The organism is Streptomyces sp. NPDC039424 (assembly GCF_055639495.1).
Genome location: NZ_JBVKAI010000003.1, coordinates 250408 through 275153, shown reverse-complemented (window position 1 = coordinate 275153; position 24746 = coordinate 250408). Strand labels below are relative to the sequence as shown.

Annotated in this window: 24 protein-coding genes and 1 riboswitch; of the genes, 13 read left to right on the top strand and 11 right to left on the bottom strand. The window is 72.8% G+C overall.

Annotation, left to right across the window (positions count from 1 at the left end; genetic code table 11):
- Positions 1-81: 81 nt before the first annotated feature.
- From ACZ7L0_RS09480 to ACZ7L0_RS09470, 3 genes are read left to right on the top strand one after another with little or no spacing between them, the layout of a single operon-like run.
- Entirely contained in the window at positions 82-1119 is a 1038-nt protein-coding gene (locus ACZ7L0_RS09480; RefSeq protein ID WP_471241848.1) for an AAA family ATPase, read from the top strand.
- The gene (locus ACZ7L0_RS09475; protein ID WP_471241847.1) at positions 1119-2480 is read left to right on the top strand and encodes a DUF58 domain-containing protein; all 1362 of its coding nucleotides are present in this window, start codon (positions 1119-1121) and stop codon (positions 2478-2480) included. Before ACZ7L0_RS09480 ends, ACZ7L0_RS09475 begins: the two co-directional genes overlap by 1 nt.
- A gap of 22 nt (positions 2481-2502) precedes the next feature.
- Positions 2503-4884: a transglutaminase TgpA family protein gene (locus ACZ7L0_RS09470; RefSeq protein WP_471241846.1), complete on the top strand. Its 2382-nt coding sequence runs from the start codon at positions 2503-2505 to the stop codon at positions 4882-4884.
- Between the two features lie 100 nt (positions 4885-4984).
- On the opposite strand, the gene ACZ7L0_RS09465 is transcribed toward ACZ7L0_RS09470, so the two are convergent.
- From ACZ7L0_RS09465 to ACZ7L0_RS09455, 3 genes are all read right to left on the bottom strand, one after another.
- Positions 4985-5374 carry a DUF3040 domain-containing protein gene (locus tag ACZ7L0_RS09465; protein ID WP_355934871.1) on the bottom strand — a complete coding sequence of 130 codons (390 nt, stop codon included), beginning with the start codon at positions 5372-5374 and terminating at the stop codon, positions 4985-4987.
- Between the two features lie 285 nt (positions 5375-5659).
- Positions 5660-6430, bottom strand: a complete 771-nt coding sequence (locus ACZ7L0_RS09460) for a methyltransferase (RefSeq protein WP_471241845.1) — start codon at positions 6428-6430, stop codon at positions 5660-5662.
- 89 nt (positions 6431-6519) lie between these two features.
- Complete coding sequence (locus ACZ7L0_RS09455) at positions 6520-7083, bottom strand: SAV_6107 family HEPN domain-containing protein (protein ID WP_471241844.1); 564 nt, start codon at positions 7081-7083, stop codon at positions 6520-6522.
- A gap of 181 nt (positions 7084-7264) precedes the next feature.
- On the opposite strand from ACZ7L0_RS09455, the gene ACZ7L0_RS09450 reads away from it, so the two are divergent.
- The 4 genes from ACZ7L0_RS09450 to ACZ7L0_RS09435 all read left to right on the top strand — a co-directional run bounded on the left by ACZ7L0_RS09450 (position 7265) and on the right by ACZ7L0_RS09435 (position 12791).
- Positions 7265-8131: an ATP-binding cassette domain-containing protein gene (locus ACZ7L0_RS09450; protein ID WP_471241843.1), complete on the top strand. Its 867-nt coding sequence runs from the start codon at positions 7265-7267 to the stop codon at positions 8129-8131.
- Positions 8103-10187, top strand: a complete 2085-nt coding sequence (locus ACZ7L0_RS09445; RefSeq protein WP_471241842.1) for a YhgE/Pip family protein — start codon at positions 8103-8105, stop codon at positions 10185-10187. The genes ACZ7L0_RS09450 and ACZ7L0_RS09445 overlap by 29 nt, the downstream gene beginning before the upstream one ends.
- Positions 10188-10237: 50 nt before the next feature.
- The gene (locus ACZ7L0_RS09440) at positions 10238-10867 is read left to right on the top strand and encodes a TetR/AcrR family transcriptional regulator (protein ID WP_471241841.1); all 630 of its coding nucleotides are present in this window, start codon (positions 10238-10240) and stop codon (positions 10865-10867) included.
- A gap of 412 nt (positions 10868-11279) precedes the next feature.
- Entirely contained in the window at positions 11280-12791 is a 1512-nt protein-coding gene (locus ACZ7L0_RS09435) for a phytoene desaturase family protein (RefSeq protein WP_471241840.1), read from the top strand.
- A gap of 22 nt (positions 12792-12813) precedes the next feature.
- On the opposite strand, the gene ACZ7L0_RS09430 is transcribed toward ACZ7L0_RS09435, so the two are convergent.
- The 6 genes from ACZ7L0_RS09430 to ACZ7L0_RS09405 all read right to left on the bottom strand — a co-directional run bounded on the left by ACZ7L0_RS09430 (position 12814) and on the right by ACZ7L0_RS09405 (position 17702).
- Positions 12814-13728, bottom strand: coding sequence for an SCO2102 family sporulation regulator (locus ACZ7L0_RS09430; protein WP_471241839.1), 915 nt, complete (start codon positions 13726-13728; stop codon positions 12814-12816).
- Positions 13729-13784: 56 nt separating this feature from the next.
- On the bottom strand, positions 13785-14708 hold the full coding sequence (metF, locus tag ACZ7L0_RS09425) for a methylenetetrahydrofolate reductase [NAD(P)H] (protein WP_471241838.1): 924 nt from the start codon (positions 14706-14708) through the stop codon (positions 13785-13787).
- 116 nt (positions 14709-14824) lie between these two features.
- On the bottom strand, positions 14825-15481 hold the full coding sequence (gene thiE, locus ACZ7L0_RS09420) for a thiamine phosphate synthase (protein ID WP_471241837.1): 657 nt from the start codon (positions 15479-15481) through the stop codon (positions 14825-14827).
- 162 nt (positions 15482-15643) lie between these two features.
- Positions 15644-16009, bottom strand: a complete 366-nt coding sequence (locus tag ACZ7L0_RS09415) for an Rv2175c family DNA-binding protein (RefSeq protein WP_471241836.1) — start codon at positions 16007-16009, stop codon at positions 15644-15646.
- Positions 16010-16089: 80 nt separating this feature from the next.
- The gene (locus tag ACZ7L0_RS09410; protein ID WP_471241835.1) at positions 16090-17319 is read right to left on the bottom strand and encodes an NAD(P)/FAD-dependent oxidoreductase; all 1230 of its coding nucleotides are present in this window, start codon (positions 17317-17319) and stop codon (positions 16090-16092) included.
- Positions 17320-17351: 32 nt separating this feature from the next.
- Complete coding sequence (locus ACZ7L0_RS09405) at positions 17352-17702, bottom strand: avidin-fold protein (RefSeq protein ID WP_471241834.1); 351 nt, start codon at positions 17700-17702, stop codon at positions 17352-17354.
- Between the two features lie 52 nt (positions 17703-17754).
- Positions 17755-17866: riboswitch (TPP riboswitch) on the top strand.
- Here ACZ7L0_RS09405 and thiO point away from each other — a divergent pair.
- From thiO to ACZ7L0_RS09380, 5 genes are all read left to right on the top strand, one after another.
- A complete protein-coding gene (gene thiO, locus ACZ7L0_RS09400) occupies positions 17864-19024 on the top strand; it encodes a glycine oxidase ThiO (RefSeq protein ID WP_471241833.1) in 1161 nt (386 codons plus the stop codon). It overlaps the preceding riboswitch by 3 nt.
- Positions 19021-19221, top strand: a complete 201-nt coding sequence (gene thiS, locus ACZ7L0_RS09395) for a sulfur carrier protein ThiS (protein WP_471241832.1) — start codon at positions 19021-19023, stop codon at positions 19219-19221. The genes thiO and thiS overlap by 4 nt, the downstream gene beginning before the upstream one ends.
- Before the next feature lie 2 nt (positions 19222-19223).
- Positions 19224-20018 (top strand): thiazole synthase, encoded by a 795-nt coding sequence (locus tag ACZ7L0_RS09390; protein WP_471241831.1) that lies wholly within the window; start codon positions 19224-19226, stop codon positions 20016-20018.
- Between the two features lie 123 nt (positions 20019-20141).
- A complete protein-coding gene (gene pknB / locus ACZ7L0_RS09385; RefSeq protein ID WP_471241830.1) occupies positions 20142-22106 on the top strand; it encodes a Stk1 family PASTA domain-containing Ser/Thr kinase in 1965 nt (654 codons plus the stop codon).
- Between the two features lie 45 nt (positions 22107-22151).
- Positions 22152-23054: a deoxyribonuclease IV gene (locus ACZ7L0_RS09380; protein ID WP_471241829.1), complete on the top strand. Its 903-nt coding sequence runs from the start codon at positions 22152-22154 to the stop codon at positions 23052-23054.
- Positions 23055-23155: 101 nt separating this feature from the next.
- Here the strand turns inward: ACZ7L0_RS09380 and ACZ7L0_RS09375 are convergent, their stop codons facing one another.
- A complete protein-coding gene (locus tag ACZ7L0_RS09375) occupies positions 23156-23797 on the bottom strand; it encodes a sulfite oxidase-like oxidoreductase (protein WP_471241828.1) in 642 nt (213 codons plus the stop codon).
- Between the two features lie 153 nt (positions 23798-23950).
- On the opposite strand from ACZ7L0_RS09375, the gene bfr reads away from it, so the two are divergent.
- Entirely contained in the window at positions 23951-24430 is a 480-nt protein-coding gene (bfr, locus tag ACZ7L0_RS09370) for a bacterioferritin (RefSeq protein ID WP_471241827.1), read from the top strand.
- 10 nt (positions 24431-24440) lie between these two features.
- Here bfr and ACZ7L0_RS09365 read toward each other — a convergent pair whose 3' ends face one another.
- The gene (locus ACZ7L0_RS09365) at positions 24441-24674 is read right to left on the bottom strand and encodes a (2Fe-2S)-binding protein (RefSeq protein ID WP_471241826.1); all 234 of its coding nucleotides are present in this window, start codon (positions 24672-24674) and stop codon (positions 24441-24443) included.
- Positions 24675-24746 lie beyond the last annotated feature (72 nt).

Sequence of the window (24746 nt, the reverse complement as noted above, 5' to 3'; positions counted from 1 at the left end):
GCGTGGTGTCCGTGTTTTGGGGTGGGCCGGCTGCGTACGCAGAGCATCGGCCCGGCAAAAGAACGGGCCGAGGAGGGCCGGGTGACGACCTATGACGATCGAGCGAGCCTTACAGATCTGACTGCCACTGTGGAGCGGGTCCGCAGTTCGGTGGAAGGAGTGATCGAGGGCAAGCCCGAGGTCGTACGGCTTTCGCTGACCGTACTGCTCGCCGAGGGGCATCTTCTGATCGAGGACGTCCCCGGGGTGGGCAAGACGATGCTCGCCAAGGCGCTGGCGCGGTCGATCGACTGTTCGGTACGGCGTATCCAGTTCACGCCCGACCTGCTGCCCTCGGACATCACCGGTGTGTCCATCTGGGACCAGCAGCGCCGTGACTTCGAGTTCAAGCCGGGCGCCATCTTCGCGCAGATCGTGATCGGCGACGAGATCAACCGCGCCTCGCCCAAGACCCAGTCCGCGCTGCTGGAGTCGATGGAGGAGCGCCAGGTCACGATCGACGGGCAGACCTATGAACTGCCCAGCCCGTTCATGGTGGTGGCCACGCAGAACCCGGTCGAGATGGAGGGCACCTACCCGCTGCCCGAGGCCCAGCGCGACCGCTTCATGGCCCGGGTCTCAGTCGGTTACCCCAGCGTCGAGGCCGAGTTGCAGATGCTGGACGTGCACGGCGGGGTCTCGCCGCTGGAGGACCTCCAGCCGGTGGCGCACGCGCACGAGATCGTGAAGCTGATAGAGGCGGTGCGTGGCGTCCACGTCGCCGACCCGGTCCGGCGGTACGCGGTGGACCTGGTCGCCGCCACCCGCACCCACCCCGACCTCAGACTCGGCGCGTCCCCGCGCGCGACGCTGCACCTGCTGCGCGCCGCGAAGGCGTCCGCCGCCCTCAGCGGGCGGGAGTACGCGCTGCCGGACGACGTGCAGGCCCTGGCCGTCGCCGTGCTGGCCCACCGGCTGCTGCCGACCGCCCAGGCCCAGCTCAACCGGCGCACCTCGGAGCAGGTCGTGCAGGAGATCCTCCAGCAGACACCGGTGCCCGCGGCGGCGCCGCAGCAGACCGGCTTCGGTTTCGGCCGGGGCGTTCCGGACTATCCCTCGCAGCCCCCACGGAGGCTGTGATGGCCATGGGGGGCACCGGCCAGGCGGAGGCCGACCGCGGGGAGCAGGGCGGCATCCGCACGGCGCTGGCCGGGCTGACCACCCGCGGGCGGTCCTTCCTGGCCGCCGGCATCGCCGCCGCGATCTGCGCGTATGTGCTGGGCCAGAGCGACCTGCTCCGGGTCGGGCTGTTGCTGGCCGTGCTGCCGCTGATCTGCGCGACCGTGCTGTACCGCACGCGCTACCGGGTGGCCGGCAGCCGCCGGCTCTCCCCCGCGCGGGTGCCCGCCGGCAGCGAGGCCCGGGTCCATCTGCGGATGGACAACGTCTCGCGGCTGCCCACCGGCCTGCTGATGCTGCAGGACCGGGTGCCGTACGTCCTCGGGCCACGGCCCCGCTTCGTCCTGGACCGGGTGGAGCCGGGCGGCCGGCGCGAGGTGTCCTACCGGGTCCGCTCGGACCTGCGCGGCCGCTATCCGCTGGGCCCGCTGCAACTGCGGCTCACCGACCCGTTCGGGATGTGCGAGCTGACCCGCTCCTTCTCTACGTACGACACCCTGACGGTGATCCCGCGCGTGGAACCGCTGCCGCCGGTCCGGCTGAGCGGCGAGGCCAAGGGGTACGGCGACGGGCGGCAGCGCTCGCTGGCGCTGGCGGGCGAGGACGACGTGATCCCGCGCGGGTACCGCTACGGCGACGACCTGCGCCGGGTGCACTGGCGCTCCACCGCGCGCTACGGCGAGCTGATGGTCCGCCGCGAGGAGCAGCCGCAGCGCTCCCGCTGCACGGTGCTGCTGGACACCCGGGGCATCGCCTACGCGGGCGCGGGCCCGGACTCGGCCTTCGAGTGGGCGGTGTCGGGCGCGGCGTCCGTGCTGGTGCACATGCTCGAACGCGGCTTCGCGGTGCGGTTGTTGACGGACACCGGAAGCGTGGTGCCGGGCGAGGGGGCCGACGGGTTCGCCGGTGCCAGCCAGGAGACGGCGGACGCGGCCGGGCTGATGATGGACACGCTCGCGGTGATCGACCACTCGGACGGCGCGGGCCTGTCCCTCGCGTACGACGTGCTGCGCGGCGGCAACGAAGGGCTGCTGGTGGCCTTCCTCGGCGACCTCGACGAGGAGCAGGCCGCGGTGGTCGCCAAGATGCGCCAGCGCAGCGGCGGCGCGGTCGCCTTCCTGCTGGACGGTGACGCGTGGCTGCGCGAGCCCACCGACGTCCCCGGCCCGGCGGACGAGCACGGTGAGCGGCTGCGGATGCTGCACGACGCGGGCTGGACCGCTGTGAGCGTCCCCCGCGGCGCTTCCCTGACCGACCTGTGGCGTCGGGCGGACCTCGAACGCAGGGGTCTGAGCGCGGTGGCCGGCGGGGAGGCGCTGTGAGGACGAGGCCGGAGGGACTGTCATGAGCGGGCGGGCACGGCTGGCCCTGTGTGCCGCGGCGGCCACGCTGATGGCGGCGTGCGCGCTGCTGCCCCTGGTGGACCAGCCCACCTGGCTGTTGCAGGCGGTCTTCCTGGTGGCGGTGCAGACGGGCGTGGGCGCGGCGACCCGGCGGGTGCCGCTGGCCCGGCCGCTGACCGTGGCGGCGCAGGCCCTGGCGACGCTGCTGCTGCTCACCCTGGTCTTCGCCCACGCGCAGGCCGTCGCCGGGCTGATCCCCGGCCCCGAGGCCATCCGGCACCTGGCCGACCTGCTCCAGCAGGGCTCGGACGACGTCAGCCGGTACGCGATACCGGCGCCGCTGTCCGACGGCATCCGGCTGATGCTGATCGGCGGCGTCCTGGTGATCGGCCTGCTGGTGGACACCCTCGCGGTGACCTACCGCAGCGCCGCCCCGGCCGGTCTGCCGCTGCTCGCGCTGTACTCCGTCGCCGCCGGACTGTCCGACGGCGGCGCCGACTGGCTGTGGTTCCTGGTCGCCGCCGCGGGCTATCTGATGCTGCTGCTCGCCGAGGGCCGCGACCGGCTCTCGCAGTGGGGCCGGGTCTTCGCGTCGCGTGCGCCCGGCGAGCCGCCGGGTGGCGCGGTGGCCCCGGTCCGTACGGGGCGCCGCATCGGCATGGTCGCGCTGGGCGTCGCCCTGGTGGTGCCGCTGGCGCTGCCCGGGATGAGCGGCGGCCTCCTGGACGGGGCGGGCACCGGCATCGGGGCGGGCGGCGGCAACGGCGGCACGATCTCCGCCGTGAACCCGCTGGTGTCGCTGCGCGACAGCCTGAACGTGGACCAGGACCGCCAGGTGCTGTCCGTGAGGACCAGCACGAACGACATCTCGGACCTGTATCTGCGGATCGTCTCCCTGGACGACTTCGACGGCACCACCTGGAAGCCGTCCCAGCGGCACATCGTCGGCGTACCGGACCGGTTGCCCACGCCGATCGGCCTGAGCGGGGACACCAAGCGCACGAGCGTGCGGACCACGGTGACGGCGGCGGACTGGTACGCCCAGGACTGGCTGCCGATGCCGTACCCGCCGAGCGGCGTGAAGATCAGCGGCAACTGGCGGTACGAGCCGGTGGGCATGACGCTCGTCGGCGACCACGGCCAGAACACGCGTGGCGCGACGTACACGGTGACCAGCCTGGACGTGCGGCCGACCGCCGAGCAGCTGGACACGGCGCCGCAGCCGCCGGCGGCCCTGCTGCGGGAGTACACCAAGGTGCCGCGCTCGCTGCCCAAGGTGGTGGCGAGGACCGCCGCGGAGGTCACCGACGGCGCGACGAGCCACTACGACCAGGCGGTCAAGCTCCAGAACTACTTCGCCGTGACGGGCGGCTTCCAGTACGACACCCGGGTGCAGGTCGGCCGGGGCCCGGGCGCCATAGCGAAGTTCCTGGAACAGAAGCAGGGCTTCTGTGTGCACTTCTCCTTCGCGATGGCGGCGATGGCCCGCACGCTGGGCATCCCGGCCCGCGTCGCGGTGGGGTTCGCGCCCGGTTCCCCGCAGGCGGACGGCAGTGTGTCGGTCGGGTTGAAGGACGCGCACGCCTGGCCGGAGCTGTACTTCGAGGGCGTGGGCTGGACCCGCTTCGAGCCGACCCCGACGCGGGGCACGACACCGTCGTACACCCAGTCGGACACGCCCGGCAGCAGCCTCCCGGACCAGGTGCGGCCCTCGCGGGAGGCGAGCGCGGCGCCCGCCGTGCCGGTCTCCCCGAGCGAGAGCTGCACGGCCCGGCAGCGCAAGCTGGAGGCGTGCGGCGGCCCGTCGGCGCAGGCCGAGCAGGGCGAGCACCAGGACGACCGGCAGCGGTGGGTGTACGCGCTGTGGGCACTCGGCGGGCTCGCCGTCGTGCTGATCCCGCTGGCACCGATGCTCTGGCGGACCCGTCTGCGCGGGGCACGGCTGGGCGCGCACGCCCGCACCGAACAGGGCGCGGCGGCCCACACGCTGGCGGCCTGGCAGGAACTGACGGACAGCGCCTGGGACTTCGGCATCCTGCCGGACGAGTCGCAGACCCCGCGCAGAGCGGCCGCCCGGATCGTCCGGCTCGGGCATCTCGACCCGGCGGCCGGGGCCGCGGTGCACCGGGTGGCGGATGCCGTGGAGCAGGTCCTCTACGCTCCCCGGCCGCGCCCGACGGCGGGTCTGGCCGCGGACGTGCGCCAGGTGACCGAGGCGCTCGGCGGCGCGGTGAACCGCCGTACGCGACTGCGGGCGCTGCTCGCCCCGCGCTCGACCGTCCGGGTGCTGTGGGCCGCGTCGGCCTGGTGGGCGTCCGTCAGGGCGCGCGCGACGGCGGCCCGGCCGTCGCTGCGCGGGGCGTCGTCGGGGCAGCGGGGCTGAGGCGGCCCCGAGGCAGACACCCCAGGCAGACAGCGGACAGCCGTGAGGGGCGGCCACCGGATGGTGGCCGCCCCTCAGGTATGTCGGTGAGAGCCGGAGGCTAGTGGCCCTGTTCGTCGCGGCGGCGCTGCCAGCGCTGCTCGATCCGGTCCATCATGGAGCGCTTGGGCCGTCCCTGACGGCGGGCGTGCGGGGCACCCGCGGGCTGTTCGCCCGGCTTGGGGGCCTTGCGCCAGCCGGTGACGGCGAGCACCGCACAGCCCAGCATGACGAGGAAGCCCACCACGCTGATCCAGATCTGCTGCGCGACCATTCCGGCCATGAGGAGCGCGATACCCACGAGGAAGCCTGCGACCGCCTGGTAGACCCGCCGCCGGGTGTACGTACGCAGCCCGCTTCCCTCGAGCGCTGACGCGAACTTGGGATCTTCGGCGTACAGCGCTCGCTCCATCTGCTCGAGCATGCGCTGCTCGTGCTCCGAGAGCGGCACGGAGTCCTCCTCATCGTGCAGTCGCCGGGGCGACCCGGGGGGTCCCTTCAGGATAGGCAGGGAATCGCCCCCGTGAAACCCGCCCCTCTGCGCCAATTGGCCAACCGGAACCGCCACGGCGGTCCGGCTCGCTGAGGCTTCCATTCCCCGGCGGCCGACCCGTCATGCCGAGCGGTCTCCCTCGATCATACGGCGCAAACCCCTCGATCGGGGGGCCTGTGGCGTACTCCATGCGCCGCCGACTCCCTGATCAGCGACGTGCCCCCGGCTACCACGGGAGGCGGCTCACGCCCCGGCGGCCCCGGCACTCTCGCCGAGCACGTGCAGCTGGGTGGCCACGGAGTGGAAGGCCGGGAGCTCGGCGGCCGCCGCCTCCAGCTTGAGCAGGGCGTCGAGAGCACCGGGCTCGGTGTCCACGAGGACGCCCGGGACCAGGTCGGCGAAGACCCGGACGCCGTGCACGGCGCCGACCCTGAGGCCCGCGCCCTCGACCAGCGAGGTGAGCTGCTCGGCGGTGAAGCGGCGCGGCACCGGGTCGCCGGAGCCCCAGCGGCCGTGGGGGTCCTCGAGCGCCTGCTTGGCCTCCTTGAAGTGACCCGCGAGGGCGCGGGCGAGCACGGCACCGCCGAGACCGGCGGCGAGCAGGCTGAGGACGCCCTCGGGGCGCAGGGCGGCCACCGCGTTGCGGACGCCCTCGGCCGGGTCGTCCACGTACTCCAGGACGCCGTGGCACAGCACCGCGTCGTAGCCGCCGCGCTCGACCACGTCGAACAGGCCGTGGGCGTCGCCCTGCACGCCCCGCACCCGGTCGGCGACGCCGGCCTCGGCGGCCCGGCGCTCCAGCGCGAACAGCGCGTTCGGGCTGGGGTCGACGACGGTGACGCGGTGGCCGAGGCGGGCGACGGGCACCGCGAACTTGCCGCTGCCGCCGCCGGTGTCGAGGACGTCCAGCGAGTCCCGACCCGTGGCCTTGACCCGGCGGTCGAGGGCGTCCTGAAGGACCTCCCAGACCACGGCGGTACGGAGAGAGGCGCGGGGGCGCATCGGGTCCGACACGGCAGTTGACTCCTCGGGGACAAAACGCTTCCGGAAGGCTTCAGGCGCCCTCCACCCTATTGCCTCCGGCCCCGTGGGCGGTCATCGAGTCAGCCCGCGTCCGGCATCTCGCGCGGGGTGGCCGGGCCGTCCGGCCCGGCGGTGTCCTGGCGGGGCTGGGGCAGCACCGGCTGCGGCACCAGCATCCGCTCGACGATACGGAGGAACATCGCCACGTCCCGTATCAGGTCGTCGGCGTCCCGGCTGGTCGCGGCGCCCTCTATGCCGGCCTCGGCCCGGGCCCGGCGGGCGGCGCCGGCGGCGAACAGGGCGCTCCACTCGGTCAGTTCGGGAGCGATCTCGGGGAGCACTTCCCAGGCGCTCCGGATGCGTGCGCGGCGTCGCGGGGAGGTTTCGGGGCGGCCACGCGCGGCGAGGACTGCGGCGGCGGTGCGCAGGGCGGCGAGGTGGGCCGTGGCGTAGCGCTCGTTCGGGGTTTCGAGGACGGCGGCCTCTTCGAGTCCGGCGCGGGCCTGGGCGAGCAGGTCGAGGGCGGCGGGCGGGGCCGTGGACCGGCGCAGTACGGGGTGCACGTCGCTCGCCGGTCCGGTCAGTGAGGGGGCAGGGCCGGTGGCGCGGCGCCGACGGGCGGCGGCTGCGGAGGAGTTGGCCATGACGAACCTCCTGTCGTCTGGGTGACGGCACGCCCTGTCAGGTGGTGCCGTATGTGCCCATCGTGAGGTATGCCACTGACAACCCGTTCTGACCTGGGCCTTTGCTTCGATCGAAGGTTCGGGCTAGTTTTTGCACTGACCAGTCAGTTCAAAAACACGGAGCAGGGGGAAGGCGGGAGCCATGGACCCGTCACAGGACAGCCCGTCACCGGACAACCCGTCAGCGGACGACCCATCACCTGACAGCCCGCACGGCCTCGGCATCACGGCCCGCGACCTCGGGCTGCGCGGACCGCGCGGCTGGGTGTTCCGGGGCGTCTCGGTGGACGCGGGGCCCGGCTCGCTGATCGCGATCGAGGGGCCCTCCGGTTCCGGCCGTACGTGTCTGCTGCTCGCGCTCGCGGGACGCATGAAGCCCACGGAGGGAGTGGCCAGCGTCGGCGGCCTCAAACTCCCCCGGCAGATGTCCGCCTTGCGCCGGGTCAGCGCCGTGGCCAACGTCGCCGGCGTCACCGACCTCGACCCGGCCCTCACCGCCGGCGAGCACCTGCGCGAACGGGCGCTGCTGCAACGCCGTTTCGGCGGCACCCTGCGCGGGCTGCTGCGGCCCCGGCAGGAGCGGGCGGACGAGGCGCGGCGGCGGACCGACACCGCGCTGGCCGCCGCCGGACTCGACCTGGACGCCCTGCCCAAGGGCGCCCGGACGGCCGTACGCGACCTGGAGCGGCTGGAGGCGCTGCGCCTGTCCGTCGCCCTGGCCCTCGTCGGCGGCCCCCGGCTGCTGGCGGTGGACGACACCGACCTCAAGCTCACCGGCGCGGAGCGGGCCGAGGCCCACGCACTGCTGGCGTCCCTCGCCGCGGCCGGGACGACGGTCGTGGCGGTCTGCGCCGAGGCACCCGAGGGCGCCGTGACCGTCTCCACCTCCACCCGGTCCGCCGAAGCAACCGAGGCCACCGAGACCCCCGAAGCCACCGAAGGCACCGAAGGCACCGACGAAGAAGCGAAGGAGGCGGCCGATGCGCTCGCCGAAACTGGCCGCCCTTGAGCTGCGGCGCTTCGGCCGGGGCAAGCTCCCCCGCGCCGCCCTGGTCGCCCTCCTCGTGCTGCCCCTGCTGTACGGCGCCCTGTACCTGTGGTCCTTCTGGGACCCCTACGGCCGCCTCGACCGCATCCCCGTGGCCCTGGTGAACGACGACAAGGGGGCGAAGACCGGCGGGAAGAAGATCACGGCCGGTGACGACATCGTCGACGGCCTGCGCGACAGCCGGACCTTCGAGTGGCACGAGGTGAGCGCCGCCGAGGCGCGCCGGGGCGTCGAGGACGGCACCTACTACCTGTCGCTGACCATGCCCGCCGACTTCAGCCGGCGCATCGCCTCCAGCGCGGGCGACTCCCCCGAGACGAGCGCGCTCCAGGTGCGGACGAACGACGCGAACAACTACATCGTCGGGCAGATATCCAAGACGGTGTTCGGCGAGGTGCGCTCGGCCGCGTCCACCAAGGCGTCCCGGTCCTTCCTGGACCGGATCTTCATCTCCTTCTCCGACATCCACGGGGAGACGGAGAAGGCCGCCAAGGGCGCCGACAAGCTCGAGGGCGGCATCGGGAAGGCGGAGAAGGGTTCGAAGGACCTCGCCGACGGGCTGAAGGACGCCAAGAGCGGCAGCGGCAAGCTGTCCAAGGGCCTGAAGAAGCTCGACACGGGCGCGGGCGACCTGGAGGACGGCTCGAAGCAGGTCGCGGAAGGCACCCAGACCCTCGCCGACAAGGTCAACGGGGTCTACGCCGAGGTCGGCCCGTTCGTGAAGGACAACGAGAAGACCATCGGGGACACCGCCCGGCTCGTCGCCGACTCGGCCAAGACGGTCCGCGACAACCTCGACGTCCTGGTGAAGGCGGCACCGGCCGCCGCCAAGACCGCCCACGCGGCCTCCACCACGCTGGACGAGGTCTACAAGACGCACTGCGAGAGCCCCGTACTGCCCGACCCCATCTGCCCCGACCTGAAGAAGGCCAAGGTGGCGGCCTCCGACGTGGCCAAGGTCGCCGACGACCTCAACACGCTGATCGCCGACCAGGACGGCGACCTGAAGACGCTGCGCGCGAACCTCGGCACGCTCCAGAAGCAGGCCCAGGCGCTCGCCGACCGCGCCCCGCACCTCTCCGAGGACCTCGACGACGCCGTGTCCCGGATCAACAAGCTGAACGAGGGCGCGGGCAAGGTGGCCGCGGGCGCGAAGAAGCTGCACACCGGGCTCGGTACCGCGAAGACCGGCGCGGCCAAGCTCGACACGGGCATCGGCACGGCCGAGTCGGGCGCCGAGACCCTCAGCGGCGGCATGTACAAGCTGGTCGACGGCTCCGGGAAGCTGGCCGGCGGCCTGCACGACGGGGCGGAGAAGATCCCCGACTACGACAAGCGGGACCGCGACCAGCGCACCGACGTCATGGCCGACCCGGTCCAGCTCGCCTCCAGGGACCTGCACCAGGCCCCGAACTACGGCACCGGGTTCGCCCCGTACTTCATCCCGCTGTCCCTGTGGGTGGGCGCGATGGTGGCCTACATGCTGATCCCGCCGCTCAACCGGCGTGCCCTCGCGGTCGGCTCCTCGGCCTGGCGGATCGCGCTGGCGGGCTGGCTGCCGGTGGCCGCGATCGGGGTGCTGCAGACGGCGGCCCTGATGTCCGTCCTGCACTGGGCGATCGGCCTGGAGATGACCCGGGCGGCCGGCACGGTGGGCTTCCTGTTCCTGGTGGCGGCGTGCTTCGCGGCGATCGTGCAGTGGCTGAACGCGCGCTTCGGGGCGGCGGGCCGGATCCTCGTCCTGGCCCTGCTGATGCTCCAGCTGACCTCCGCGGGCGGCACCTACCCCGTGCAGACCAGTCCGGGCTTCTTCAACGCCATCCACCCGTTCCTGCCGATGAGCTACATCGTGGACGCGCTGCGCCGGCTGATCTCGGGCGGCGGCCTCGGCCCGGTGTGGACGGCGTGCGGCGTGCTGGCGGCGTTCACCGCGGGCGCCCTCGCGCTCACCGCCCTGTCGGCCCGCCGCCGCCAAGTGTGGACACTGGACCGGCTGCACCCGGAGCTGAGCCTGTGACCTCGCCTTTCGTGCCCCGTTCCGGCGCTGTTCCTGTGACAATCGACGCCATGGAAAGCAGCAGCGCCACGTCGGGTGGCAGCACACGCCGCGAGGCCACCCGGCAGAAGCTCTACGAGGCAGCCGTCACGCTCATCGCCGAACAGGGCTTCTCCGCCACCACGGTGGACGAGATCGCCGAGCGGGCGGGCGTGGCCAAGGGCACGGTCTACTACAACTTCGCGAGCAAGTCGGTCCTCTTCGAGGAGCTGCTGCGGCACGGCGTCGGCCTGCTCACCGCCTCCCTGCGCGAGGCGGCCGAGCGGACGGCATGCGAGGGCGGCAGCAGGGTCGACGCCCTGGACGCGATGGTCCGGGCCGGGCTGGTCTTCATCGACCGCTACCCGGCCTTCACCCAGCTGTACGTGGCCGAGCTGTGGCGCACCAACCGGGCCTGGCAGTCCACGCTGATGGTGGTCCGGCAGGAGGCCGTCGCGGTCGTGGAGGGCGTACTGCGCGAGGGCGTGGCGAACGGCGAGTTCAGCGAGGAGATCGACGTCCAGCTGACCGCCGCCGCTCTCGTCGGCATGGTGCTGGTGGCCGCGCTGGACTGGAAGTCGTTCCAGCCGGAGCGGTCCCTGGACGATGTCCACGCGGCGCTGTCCCGGCTGCTCCAGGGGCGGGTCAGCGGGAAGGGCTGAGCGGGTCACCGGCACGCGCACGTGCACGAAGGAAGCGCCGGTCCGCCCTGGCCGCGTCCCCCGCGGGCCACCTCGAACCGGCGCTTCCCTCTCGCTCCCCCGTACTCCCCCGTACGTCCCCCGTACGGTCGTCCCCCCTGTTCTCCCCGGGTCTCCCCCGGATCTCCCCCGTGTCTCGCTTCCGCCGATGGATCGGCGGAAGGAGCGGATCGAGGGCCGCTCCGTTCCGGCGCCCCGTGTCGCCGGTGCCGGAGCCGCGCCCCTTTCCGTGTCTCCACTCTCTCGTCCGCGCAGGTGGTGGCCCATCCGTGCGCGTACTCATCTCTCCGCATAGGTACGCGTACTCAGCCCCGCGCGCTCACCCCCGGCCCTGTGGGCCGGATTGTCGGTGGTGCTCGATAAAGTCGCAGGCATGGCAACGATTGCGGTGATCGGCGCCGGGATGGGCGCGATGGCGGCCGCCGCCCGGCTGGCCGTCGCGGGCCACCGGGTGACGGTGTACGAACGTACGGGGACGTACGGCGGTGCGGTGCGCCGGTTCGAGCGGGACGGGTTCCGCTTCGACACCGGTCCCGGTCTGCTGCCGTTGCCCGCGGTCTACCGCGACCTGTTCGTCAAGACCGGCAAGGAGCCCCTGGAGGCCTGCGTCGAGCTGGTGCAGGTCGACCCGTCGTCCCGGCACGTCTTCGCGGACGGCACCGAGGTGTCGTTGCCGAACGCCTCGCGCGCGGGCGTCGTCACCGCCCTGGACGAGGCCCTGGGGGCGGGCGCGGGTCAGCGCTGGGGCGACTTCCTGGTGCGGGCACGGGAGGCCTGGGACCGCACCCGCCGTCCCCTGCTGGAAGAGCCCCTGTGGCCGAACTGGCGGGTGCTGGCCGACCAGGAGCCCTATCCCGCCGTCCCGCACAAGCGGCTGCTGCGCACCCGCCGGGCGTCCACACTCACCGAGGTCGGGGACTGGGAACTGCGCGACCCCCGTCTCGCCGCGCTCCTGGAGAGCCACGCGCTCGCGTACGGCCTTCAGCCCCGGACCACTCCGGCGAGCGCGGCCGTGCTGCCCTATATGGAGCACGCCTTCGGCATCTGGTATGTGCGCGGTGGCATAAGGGAGTTGGCGCGCGCGGTGTACGAGCGGTGCGTGGCCCGCCGGGTGGAGTTCGTCTTCGGCGCGGAGGTCACCGGCATCCTGGAGAAGGACGGCCGCGCCGCCGGGGTGGAGCTGGCGGACGGGACGGTGGCCGAGGCGGACCATGTGGTGGCGGACGTGCACCCGGTGCGGCTGCTGGGCCTGACGGAGCATCCGCTCGACGCGGACGCGGACGTGCGCGCCGAGACCGTGACGCCCCGCCCGGGCCGGTTCACCGTGCTGCTGGCCCTGCGCGGCGAGCGCGAGCCCGGTGCCGCGCACCGCACGGTCGTGCACGCGCCGGACCCCGAGGCCGAGCAGGACCTGCTCGCCTCCCTCGGCGGCGACGAGCCCGTGCGGCCCACGGTGACCGTACTGCGGCCCGGCGACCCCTCCATGCGTCCGGAGGGGGCGCATGAGTCGGTGGTGGCCTCGGCGGTGGTGCCGGCCGGGGCGGGCTGGGAGCGGGAGAGCATGGTCCGGCGCTACGCCGACCTCGTCCTGGACGCCGCCGAGGCCGCCGTTCCGGGGCTGCGTGAGCGGCTGATCTGGCACGAGGTGCGCACGCCCGACCACGTCGAGGCCGAGACGGGCGCCGCTTTCGGGGCCGTCCCCGCACCCGCGCTCGCCGCCGCCGACGGCCGCTTCCTGCATCCGGCGAACACCACACGCCTGCCGGGCCTGTACCGGGTGGGCGGCTGGTCACACCCCGGCGGCGGGCTCCCCCACGCCGGTATGTCCGGCGCGCTGGTCGCGGGGCTGATCGTGGAGGGGCCGGACTTCCGGGGCTCGCAGTGAGTCCAGCGCGCGGGCGCGGGGCTCAGAAACGGTACTGCTCGTCGAACCCGTGCTCCTGCTGCTGCCCGCCCGTCTGGTAGGGGTACTGCTGCTCGGCCGGGGGCTCGCCCTGGTAGGGCTCGTCGGTGCGCTGCTGCGGGACCCAGACGCCGTCGGCCGGGGTCTCGCCGTAGCCGCCGGTGGCGTACTGGTCCTGGCCGTAGCCCTGTTGGCCGTACTGCTGGCCGCCGTAGGTCTGGTCGTACCCGGTCCCGCCGTAGGGGTCGGAGTAACCGGTGTACTGCTGCTGGCCGCCGGCCTCGTAGCCGTACTGCTGCTGCCCGTAGCCCGAGTAGTCGTAGGCGTACGACTGGTCGGTGCCCTGGGCGGCGGCGTAGGCGGAGTCCGGGTAGGAGTGGCCGTATATGCCGTACGTACCGGTCTCGTCGGGCAGGGGCTGCGGCTCGTAGACCGCGGTGGCCTCGGCGGCGGAGCGGGCGGCGGGGGTGAACACGTCGTCGCGGTCGAAGTCGTCGTCCTGGCCGTAGGCGAGCCCGTCGCGGCCGTAGTCGCCGTTGCCGTCGGCGTAACCGGCCGTGGTCGCGCCTTCCAGGCCGGAGACCTCCAGGGCGGGCTCCTGGCGCTCGGGTTCGCCGCGGCGGCGCTTGCTCTTGCCGCCGCTGCCCGCCCCGGCATCGGCTGCCGGGCGGCTGACCGCCCAGCCCTCGGCGAAGCCCCGGCGGAACGACAGCGTGACGTAGGTCTGGCCGACCGCGAAGGCGGCCGCGCCCAGGCCGATGACGATCACGGACGGGATCAGGACACCGAGCACGACACCGAGGAAGCCGACGAAGGCGAGCAACCGCCAGCGCAGTCTCGCCTTGTACTGCAGCAGCACCTCACCGAGCAACCACAGCGCGACGATGCCGAACGCGATGTAGAGGACCGTCCAGCCCATGTACGCCCCTCTCCCATTGGCCGCTACGCAGTGTGTCGTATCGCGGTGCGGCCGGTCTAGGCCTGCGGGGGATGGTGCAGGCCCAGGTTTTCGTAGATTTCCAGCGTCGCCGTGGAGTTGTTGAGCGTGATGAAGTGCAGTCCGGGCACTCCCTCGGACAGCAGCCGTGCGCAGAACTCCGTGGCGAATTCGATACCAATGGAGCGTACCGCCGCCGGATCGTCTTTGGCTGTGAGGATCCGCTCTTTCAGCGCGGACGGGAAGGCGGCGTTGCTGAGCTGTGGCAACCGTTGCAGCATCTTCACGCTCGTCACCGGCAGGACCTCGGGGATGACCGGGGTCTCGCAGCCGGCCGCGGCCACCCGGTCGCGCAGACGCAGGTAGGACTCCGGCTGGAAGAACATCTGGGTGATGGCGTAGTCGGCGCCGGCCCGGCACTTGTCGACGAAGTGGGCGACGTCGGCGTCCCACTCGGTGGAGCGCGGGTGCATCTCGGGGAAGGCGGCGACGCCCACGCAGAAGTCGCCCGACTCCTTGATGAGACGGACGAGTTCGGCCGCGTACGTCAGGCCCCGGGGGTGCGGCACCCACTCGCCCATCGGGTCGCCGGGCGGGTCGCCGCGCACCGCGAGCATGTTGCGGATCCCCGCGTCCGCGTACTGGCCGATGATGTTGCGCAGTTCGGCGATGGAGTGGTTGACCGCGGTGAGGTGGGCGACCGGCGTCAGCGTGGTGTCGACGACGATCTGCTGGGTCTCCTTGACCGTGGTGGCCCGGGTGGAACCGCCGGCGCCGTACGTCACGGACACGAAGTCGGGCGCCACCGCCTCGACCCGGCGCAGCGCGTTCCAGAGGTTCCGCTCGCCCTGAGGGGTCTTGGGCGCGTAGAACTCGAAGGAGTACGTCGTTTTGCCGGTGCCGATGATGTCACGCACCGTACGCGCGCGATCGGTCCTGGTTGATGCGGTTCCGAGGGCCATACCCGCAGGTTAGCCAGGGGTGGCCGGTCCCCCAACCGGACATCGGAAATTTGCCCGATTTGCCGGGTTGTTGTCCACCCCTTGGACACGAAGCCGGACAGGGAGCCGGACAGGCCCTACGCCTGCCGCAGCCGCTTGGCGAACTCCGCCGCCGCCGCTCCGGGGTCCTCGGCCTCCGTGATCGCCCGTACGACGACCACCCGGCGGGCGCCCGCGTCCAAAACCTCGTCGAGATTGCCCAGGTCGATGCCGCCGATGGCGAACCAGGGGCGGTCGGTGCCCAGGGCGGCGGTGTGCCGGACCAGGTCGAGGCCCGGGGCGTGGCGGCCGGGCTTGGTGGGGGTGGGCCAGCACGGGCCGGTGCAGAAGTAGTCCACGCCCTCCTGGACGGCCGCCGCCTCCGCCTCGGCCGGGGCGTGCGTGGAGCGTCCTATGAGCACGTCCGGGCCCAGGATCGCGCGGGCCGCGGGGACCGGGAGGTCGCCCTGGCCGAGGTGGAGCACATCGGCGGCGGCGGCGTGGGCGACGTCCGCGCGGTCGTTGACCGCCAGCAGCTTGCCGTGCCGGGCGCAGGCGTCGGCGAGGACCGCCAGGTGCTCCAGCTCCTCGGCCGCCTCCATGCCCTTGTCCCGCAGCTGCACGATGTCGACACCGCCGGCCAGCACCGCGTCCAGGAACTCGGCGAGGTCGCCCTGCCGCTTGCGGGCGTCCGTGCACAGATAGAGCCGGGCGTCCGCGAGCCGGGCGCGGGCGGTGGCGGCGGTGTCGGACATACGAGAATCCCCCCAGTGGTCGGTTGCGGATGTCGGCGGCGCCGGGCCCGGCGCCGGCCCTGCCGCCCCGGTGAGGGCGCGGCAGGCCGCCGCCGGTGAGGTCCGGGGCCCCGCGGGGCCCCGGCCCGTACGCCGGACGGTGTCCGGTTCAGGTGGTCCGGGTCAGACGGCGAGCGCCTGGGCGCGGCGCTTCACCTCCGTGCCGCGATTCTCGCTCAGGGCCTGCGCGGGGGTACCGGGCAGGCTCGGGTCAGGAGTGAAGAGCCACTCCAGCATCTCTTCGTCCGTGAAGCCGTCGTCCCGCAGCAGCGTCAGGGTCCCGGACAGGCCCTTGACGACCTTGTCCCCGTCGATGAAGGCGGCGGGGACGTGCAGCGCCCGGTTCTCACCACGGCGTACGGCGATGAGCTGGCCGTCCTTGACCAGCTGCCGCACACGTGTCACCTCGACATCGAGCTGTTCCGCGATGTCGGGGAGGGTGAGCCAGGCGGGGACGAGAGCATCGATCTTTGCGTCAATCTCGGTCACGGAAACAAGCCTGCCATCTGCCACTGACAGTCGGAAGCCGGGCCGGTCCACCCGGGGCCCCGTGGCAGCCCGGGCCGCCCCTACGCCGTGGCGTTCTTCAGCGGCCTCGCCGGGTCGGCCAGTGCCTCCGGCCGCATGGGCGTGCCCGCCTCGATCAGCCGCCGCCCCTGCGCCAGATCCCTCGGGCGCCCGACGGCGAGCAGGGCCACCAGCCGGTCCTCCTTCAGCCAGCAGACCGTCCACGCCGGTCCGGCGGGGTCGCCGCGCCACAGGGTCCGGTCGGCCGCCCCGTGATGGCCGGCGTACTGGACGAAGCGGCCGAACTGCTCCGACCAGAAGTACGGCACCGGGTCGTAGACGGCGGGAGCCTCGCCGATGATGTTCGCGGCGACCGTGCGCGGGCCCTGCAAGGCGTTGTCCCAGTGGTGGACGAGCAGACGCTCCCCGTACCGGCGGGAGGGGAAGGAGGCGCAGTCGCCGACCGCGTACACGTCCGGGACGGAGGTGCGCAGGCGCTCGTCGGCCACCACCTCGCGGTGCGCGCCGAGCTCGACGCCGGAGCCGGCCAGCCACCCCGTGGCGGGGCGGGCGCCGATACCGACGACGACGGCGCCCGCGGGCAGCCGCGAGCCGTCGTCGAGCACCACCGCGCCGGGCTCGACGCGCTCCACGCGCGCGTGCGTGCGCAAGGCGGCGCCGCTGTCGGCGTACCAGGCCGCCATCGGCGCGGCCACCTCGGCGGGCAGCGCGCCGGCGAGCGGGCGGTCCGCCGCCTCCACGACCGTCACCGCGCAGCCCGCCTCGCGGGCCGCCGTGGCGAACTCGGCGCCGATCCAGCCCGCGCCGACGACCACGACGTCGTGCTGCCGGGCGAGGACGGGCCGCAGCCGTTCGGCGTCGTCGAGGGTGCGCAGCAGGTGCACGCCGGGCACGCCCTCCGCGCCGGGCAGGCGGATCGGTTCGGCGCCGGTGGCGAGGACCAGGACGTCGTACGGCACGGGGCCGGCCTCGGTGTCCAGTTCGTGGTCGCCGGGACGCACCCCCAGTACCTCGCGCCCCAGCCGGAGTTCGATGCCGAGCGCCTCGAAGTCGACGTCGAAGGCGGAGCCCTCGGCCTTGCCGAGCAGCACGGCCTTGGACAGCGGTGGCCGGTCGTACGGCTGGTGGGGCTCGGCGCCGATCAGCGTCACGGTGCCCTGGAAGCCCTGTTCGCGCAGGGCGACCGCGGTCTGCACCCCGGCCATGCCCGCGCCGACGACGACCACGCGCCGCGCCTGTGACGTGCCCTGTTCCCGCGTCTGCTCGCTCACCCGATCACCATAGACAACTGACAATCCGTCAGTCAGGGGGCGTGCTGAGTGACCTGTTCCACAACGCTCGTCCCCCGACCGGGCTGCGACTCCCACTCCCAGGTCTCCTCCAGCCGCACCCGGCCGTCGGGCAGGCCGACGACGGTGGACACGCAGTGCCCGGAGGAGGTGGTGCCGTCGTGCTTCAGCTGCACATAGCGGAAGTCCAGCCGGTCGCCCTCCCGGGTGCCCACCAGATGCCCTCGTACCACGTCGCCGCCCGCGTACTCGGCCCAGATCGCGCCGTTCTCCTCGTGGTAGGTGAACCGGGTGCGAGTACCCACCTGACCTGGGGCTTGGTCCGCGACCGGGGCGAGGGTCAGTCCGTCGAGCGAACGGGGCATGGGCAGAGGCTCCCTACAAGGTCGAAGGTCCGCGGGCTAGGGTGGCCACCGTACAAGCACTCGCGGGAGCCCGGACGCACCGGGCTGAGAGGGAGGCTGGCGGCCTCCGACCGTACGAACCTGATCCGGGTCATGCCGGCGAAGGGAGGGGCTGGACGCCCATGTCGTCACGTACGTCAGACGTCCTCGTCATCGGGGGCGGGATCATCGGCCTGGTCACGGCCTGGCGCGCCGCGCAGCGCGGGCTGGTCACGGCCGTGCTGGACCCGGAGCCGGGCGGCGGGGCCGCGCAGGTCGCGGCCGGGATGCTGGCCGCCGTCACGGAACTGCACTACGGCGAGCAGACGCTGCTCGGCCTGAACCTGGAATCGGCCCGCCGCTATCCGGACTTCGCGGCCGAGCTGACCGGTCTCACCGGCCTGGACCTCGGCTACCGCGGCTGCGGCACGCTCGCCGTGGCACTGGACGCCGACGACCGCGCCCATCTGCGCGAACTGCACGCCCTGCAGCAGCGGTCGGGCCTCGCGTCCGAGTGGCTGTCCGGGCGGGAGTGCCGGCGCCTGGAGCCGCTGCTCGCGCCGGGCGTGCGCGGCGGGCTGCGGGTGGACGGAGACCACCAGATCGACCCGCGCCGGCTGGCGGCGGCGCTTCTCGCCGCGTGCGAGCGGGCCGGGGTGGTCTTCCACCGGACGTGGGCGCAACGGCTGTCCGTGGTACGGGACCGGGCGGCGGGTGCCGTCACGCGCGAGGGCGTGACCCTGGGCGCGGGCCAGGTGGTGCTCGCGGCCGGGAGCCTGAGCGGGCGGCTCGCGGGCGTCCCGGAGGACCTGCTGCCGCCGGTGCGGCCGGTGAAGGGGCAGGTGGTGCGGATGGCCGTGCCCGAGCGGTACGCGCCGTTCCTGAGCCGGACCGTGCGGGCCGTGGTGCGCGGCAGCCAGGTCTACCTGGTGCCCCGGGAGAACGGCGAACTGGTCGTCGGGGCCACCAGCGAGGAGCTGGGCTGGGACACGACGGTGACCGCGGGCGGGGTGTACCAGTTGCTGCGCGACGCGCACGAACTGGTGCCCGGCATCACCGAACTGCCGCTCACGGAGACCCGGGCCGGACTGCGCCCCGGCTCCCCCGACAACGCGCCGCTGCTCGGCCCGACCGGTCTGGACGGGCTGCTGCTGGCCACCGGGCACTACCGCAACGGCGTGCTGCTCACGCCGGTCACCGGGGACGCCATGGCGCACGTACTGGTCACCGGTGAACTGCCGGAAGTGGCCCTCCCGTTCACCCCGAAGCGCTTCAGCGCGGCACTCACGGAGCAGCCCGTATGAACATCTCCGTCAACGGAGAGCCCCGGGAGGTCGCCCCGGGCACCGCTCTCGACACGCTGGTCGAGTCCCTCACCGCGGCGCCGCGCGGAGTCGCCGCCGCGCTCAACGAAACCGTCGTCCCGCGCGCGCAGTGGCCGTCCACGGCCCTGGCCGAGGGCGACCGCGTCGAAGTCCTCACCGCCGTCCAAGGAGGCTGAGCATGGCCGACGACCCCTTCGTCCTCGGTGGTACGTCCTTCACGTCCCGTCTGATCATGGGTACGGGCGGTGCGCCCAGCCTGGACGTGCTGGAGCGGGCGCTGGTCGCCTCCGGCACGGAGCTGACGACCGTGGCGATGCGGCGGGTGGATCCCGGCGTGCACGGGTCGGTGCTGTCGGTGCTGGACCGGCTCGGCATCCGGGTGCTGCCGAACACGGCGGGCTGCTTCACCGCCGGGGAGGCCGTGCTCACCGCCCGGCTGGCGCGGGAGGCGCTGGGCACCGATCTGGTCAAGCTGGAGGTCATCGCCGACGAGCGCACGCTGCTGCCGGATCCGATCGAGCTGCTGGACGCGGCGGAGACGCTGGTCGACGACGGGTTCACGGTGCTGCCGTACACGAACGACGACCCCGTGCTGGCGCGGAAGCTGGAAGACGTGGGGTGCGCCGCGGTCATGCCGCTGGGGTCGCCGATCGGGTCGGGGCTCGGGATCCGCAATCCGCACAACTTCCGGCTGATCGTCGAGCACGCGCGCGTACCGGTGATTCTGGACGCGGGGGCCGGTACGGCCTCGGACGCGGCGCTGGCGATGGAGCTGGGGTGTGCGGGGGTGATGCTCGCGTCTGCGGTGACGCGGGCTCAGGAGCCCGAACTGATGGCTTCGGCGATGCGGCATGCGGTGGAGGCGGGGCGGTTGGCCCGGCGGGCGGGGCGGATCCCGCGGCGGCACTTCGCCGAGGCGTCTTCTCCCGCGGAGGGCCTGGCCGCGCTCGATCCTGAGCGGCCCGCGTTCTGAGCGGGGTCGCGGTCCCGTTCGGCGGCTTTCCGTTCGTGGGAAGCGTCACAGGTCCGCTTCAGTACCGCTCCGATCGTGGGCGAACCCGTGGGGCTGTCGGTCGTGGCTCGTACACTCACCTGCGTGGATACGACCCTTCAGGACCCTCTCGTCGGGCAGGTGCTCGACGGCCGTTACCGCGTCGACGCGCGGATCGCGGTCGGCGGGATGGCCACGGTCTACCGGGCCCTGGACACCCGCCTTGACCGGGTCCTCGCGCTCAAGGTGATGCACCCGACGCTCGCGGCCGACGGATCGTTCGTGGACCGGTTCATCCGGGAGGCGAAGTCGGTGGCCCGGCTCGCCCACCCCAACGTGGTGCAGGTCTTCGACCAGGGGACCGACGGGTCGTACGTCTACCTGGCCATGGAGTACATCGCCGGGTGCACCCTGCGGGACGTGCTGCGCGATCGGGGCGCGCTGCAGCCGCGGGCCGCGCTGGACATCCTGGAGCCGGTGCTGGCCGCGCTCGGCGCCGCCCACCGGGCCGGGTTCGTGCACCGGGACATGAAGCCGGAGAACGTCCTGATAGGGGACGACGGGCGGGTCAAGGTGGCCGACTTCGGGCTCGTGCGGTCCGTGGACACGGTGACCAGCACGACCGGGACCGTGCTCGGGACCGTCTCCTACCTCGCGCCCGAGCAGATCGAGCGGGGGACAGCCGATCCGCGCGTCGACGTGTACGCCTGTGGTGTCGTGCTCTACGAGATGCTCACCGGCGGCAAGCCGCACGCCGGGGACACCCCCGCCCAGGTGCTGTACAAGCACATCCACGAGGACGTACCGCCGCCCTCGGCCGTGGTGCCGGGACTGGCCTACGAGCTGGACGAGCTGGTCGTCGCCGCCACCGCCCGCGCCCCGGAGCTCCGGCCGCAGGACGCCGTGGGCTTCCTCGCCCACGTGCGGGAGGCCCGCGCGGCGCTCGCCGACGGGCAGCTGGACGCCGTGCCGCCGCAGGCCGTCGCCGTGGAGCACGACAACGCGGAGGACCGGACGAGCGTGATCCCGCGCGCGCTGACCTCCCCCACACTCGGCTTCGCCGGCGCGGGGGGACCCCCGGCGCGCCCGCTGCCGGTGAACGAGGAGGACCGGCCCGCGGCGGTCGTCGACCGGACCAGCCGGCTCCAGGCCCCGCCCGTCCCGCCCGCGCGGCGGCCGGGGCGCCCCCGGCGCGGGCTCCTCACGATCGTCGCGGCCGTGCTGGTGGTCTTCGGGGTCGGGGCCGGGATCTGGTACATCAACTCCGGCCAGTTCACCCACGTCCCGCCGCTGCTGACGAAGACCGAGACACAGGCCAGGGAGCGGCTGGAGAAGGCCGGGCTCGAGGTCGGGCAGGTCAAGCTCGCCTACAGCGACTCGGTGAAGAAGGGCACGGTGATCAGCACCGACCCGAAGACCGGCGCCCGCATCCGCAGCAACGACTCGGTGACGCTGACACTCTCCAAGGGTCCGGAGACGGTGAAGGTGCCGGACCTGTCGGGCAAGGAGCTGGGCAAGGCGCGGGCGCTGCTGAAGTCCGAGGGGCTGGAGCCGGGCATGGTCACCCGGGAGTTCAGTGAGGACGTGGCCTCCGGGTCGGTGATCGGTACGGACCCGGAGGCGGGCACCGTGCGGCACGCGGGCTCGGCGATCGCGCTGACCGTGAGCAAGGGCAGCCCGATCGACGTACCGGACGTCACCGGTGAGGACCTGGACAGCGCCAAGCGCGATCTGGAGGCCGCCGGGCTGAAGGTGACCGTGGCCACGCGCCAGGTCAACTCCGAGTACGACAAGGGCGAGGTCGCCCGGCAGACCCCGGTGGCCGACAGCCAGGCCGCCGAGGGCGACACGGTGACGCTGACGCTGTCCAAGGGCCCGGTGATGGTCGAGGTGCCGGACGTGGTGGGCGACAGCGTGGACGACGCGACGCAGCAGTTGGAGGACCGCGGCTTCAAGGTCGACAAGGACCGCGGGCTGCTCGGCCTGTTCGGCGACACCGTCAAGGAGCAGTCGGTGGACGGCGGCGACACGGCGCCCAAGGGGTCGACGATCACGATCACCATCCGCTGACGGGGCCCGGCCGGGGGCACGCCCGGAGCATGACACCCTGAAGGGGTGACACAGCAGCACTCCGGTCTCGCCCCCGCTCCCGTCCCCGGCCCCGCCCGCAATCCCGTGGGCGGTCACGTCCCCGTGGCGGGCGGCCTGCACTCCGTGGGGTTGTCGTACGCCCGCGACCTGGGGGCCGAGACCGTGCAGGTCTTCGTCGCCAACCCCCGCGGGTGGGCCACGCCCGCCGGGAACCCGCGGCAGGACGAGGCGTTCCGTCAGGCCTGCGCCGAGGGGGCGATCCCGGCGTACGTGCACGCGCCGTACCTGATCAACTTCGGCTCGCACACCGAGGCGACCGTGGAGCGGTCGGTGGAGTCGCTGCGGCACTCGCTGCGGCGGGGGCGGGAGATCGGCGCGCTGGGCGTGGTGGTGCACACCGGCAGCGCGACCGGCGGCCGGGACCGGTCCGTGGCGCTGCAGCAGGTGCGGGAGCATCTGCTGCCGCTGCTGGACGAGCTCACCCACGACGACGATCCGTACCTGCTCCTGGAGTCGACCGCCGGGCAGGGCGCCTCGCTGTGTTCCCGCACCTGGGACTTCGGTCCGTACTTCGAGGCCCTGGACGCCCATCCGAAGCTGGGCGTGTGCCTGGACACCTGCCACATCTTCGCCGCCGGGCACGACCTGACCGGCCCGGACGGCATGCACCGCACGCTGGACCTGCTGGTGGACACGGTCGGCCCGGGCCGGCTGAAGCTGATCCACGCCAACGACTCCAAGGACGTGGCCGGCGCCCACAAGGACCGCCACGAGAACATCGGCGTCGGCCACATCGGCGAGGACCCCTTCCGCGCCCTGATGACCCACCCGGCGACCGAGGGCGTCCCCCTGGTCATCGAAACCCCGGGCGGCAAGGAGGGCCACACGGCGGACGTGGAACGGCTGAAGAAGCTGCGGGACAGCTAGGGCCTGTCCGGCGGGTCAGGTCGCAGGAAACGGGCGGTGCCTCATCGGCGCTGGGGGGCGTGCCAAGCCCCGCGTCTGCGGCATGATCCGCCGGGCAGGCCCTAGATCTCCGGCCCGTCCCCCGGTCCCTCCTGGTAGGAGTAGCGCTGCTCCTTCCAGGGGTCGCCGATGTTGTGGTAGCCGCGCTCTTCCCAGAAGCCGCGGCGGTCAGCGGTCATGTACTCGACGCCGCGGACCCATTTGGGGCCCTTCCAGGCGTAGAGGTGAGGGACGACCAGGCGGAGCGGGAAGCCGTGCTCGGCGGTGAGGAGCTCGCCGTCCTTGTGGGTGGCGAAGAGGGTGCGCTCGGAGGCGAAGTCCGTCAGGCGGAGGTTGGAGCTGAAGCCGTATTCCGCCCAGACCATCACATGGGTGACATCGGGTGAGGGCGGGGCGATCTCCAGGATGGTCCGGGCGGGGATGCCGCCCCATTCGGCGCCGAGCATGCTGAACTTCGTGACGCAGTGCAGGTCGGCCACGACGGTGGTGTACGGCAGGGCCGTGAACTCCTCGTGGGTCCAGCAGTGCTTCTCGCCGTCGGCGGTGGCGCCGAAGACCCGGAACTCCCAGCGCTCGGGACGGAACTTGGGCACCGGGCCGTAGTGCGTGACCGGCCAGCCGCGCTGCAGTCGCTGCCCCGGCGGAAGCTCGGACCGTACGACCTCTCCGGACTCTCCAGACTCGCGCTCCACCGGCTGACCCATGCCTCCATCCTGACAGACCCCGGGCAGTGCACATGACCAGGCAGGCGTCAATCCGGGCAACTGCCACTAAGCGTGCACTTACTGGACGATCTTTGACGCCGGTGAAATCATCGCCGCAACCTCCCCCGTCCCCCATGTGGAAGGAGCGCTGCGATGCAGGGCGATCCCGAGGTCATCGAGTTCCTCAACGAGCAGCTCACCGCCGAGCTCACCGCGATCAACCAGTACTTCCTGCACGCGAAGATGCAGGAGAACTTCGGCTGGACGAAGCTCGCGAAGTACACCCGGCACGAGTCGTTCGACGAGATGAAGCACGCCGAGGTGCTCACCGACCGGATCCTGTTCCTGGAAGGGTTGCCCAACTACCAGCGGCTGTTCCATGTGCGCGTGGGCCAGACGGTCAGGGAGATGTTCGATGCGGACCGGCAGGTCGAGGTGGAGGCGATCGACCGGCTCAGGCGCGGTATCAAGGTGATGCGCGAGAAGGGCGACATCACGTCCGCCAACATCTTCGAGTCGATCCTCGCGGACGAGGAACACCACATCGACTACCTCGACACCCAGCTGGAACTGCTGGAGAAGCTCGGTGAGGCGCTGTACCTCGCCCAGCTGATCGAACAGCCGGAGAGCTAGGCGGCCCGGGCTAGGCGGCCTCGTCCATACCCGAGAGCTCCGACAGCACCGGCTTGCCCTGGTCCGCCAGCTCGCGGCGGGGGCACGCGCCACGGCCGAGGATGGCCTGGATCCGGCGGACGCAGGAACCGCAGTCCGTGCCGGCCTTGCAGGCGGAGGCTATCTGCCGGGGGGTACAGGCGCCGTTCTCCGCATGCTGCACGACCTGCTGCTCGGTGATCCCGAAACAACTGCAGACGAACACGCGGTTCACCTCCCACCGGGGCGATGGCCAGATCGATGATTGCTGCCGTCCCGTTTGTTCGGTGAGGCAAAC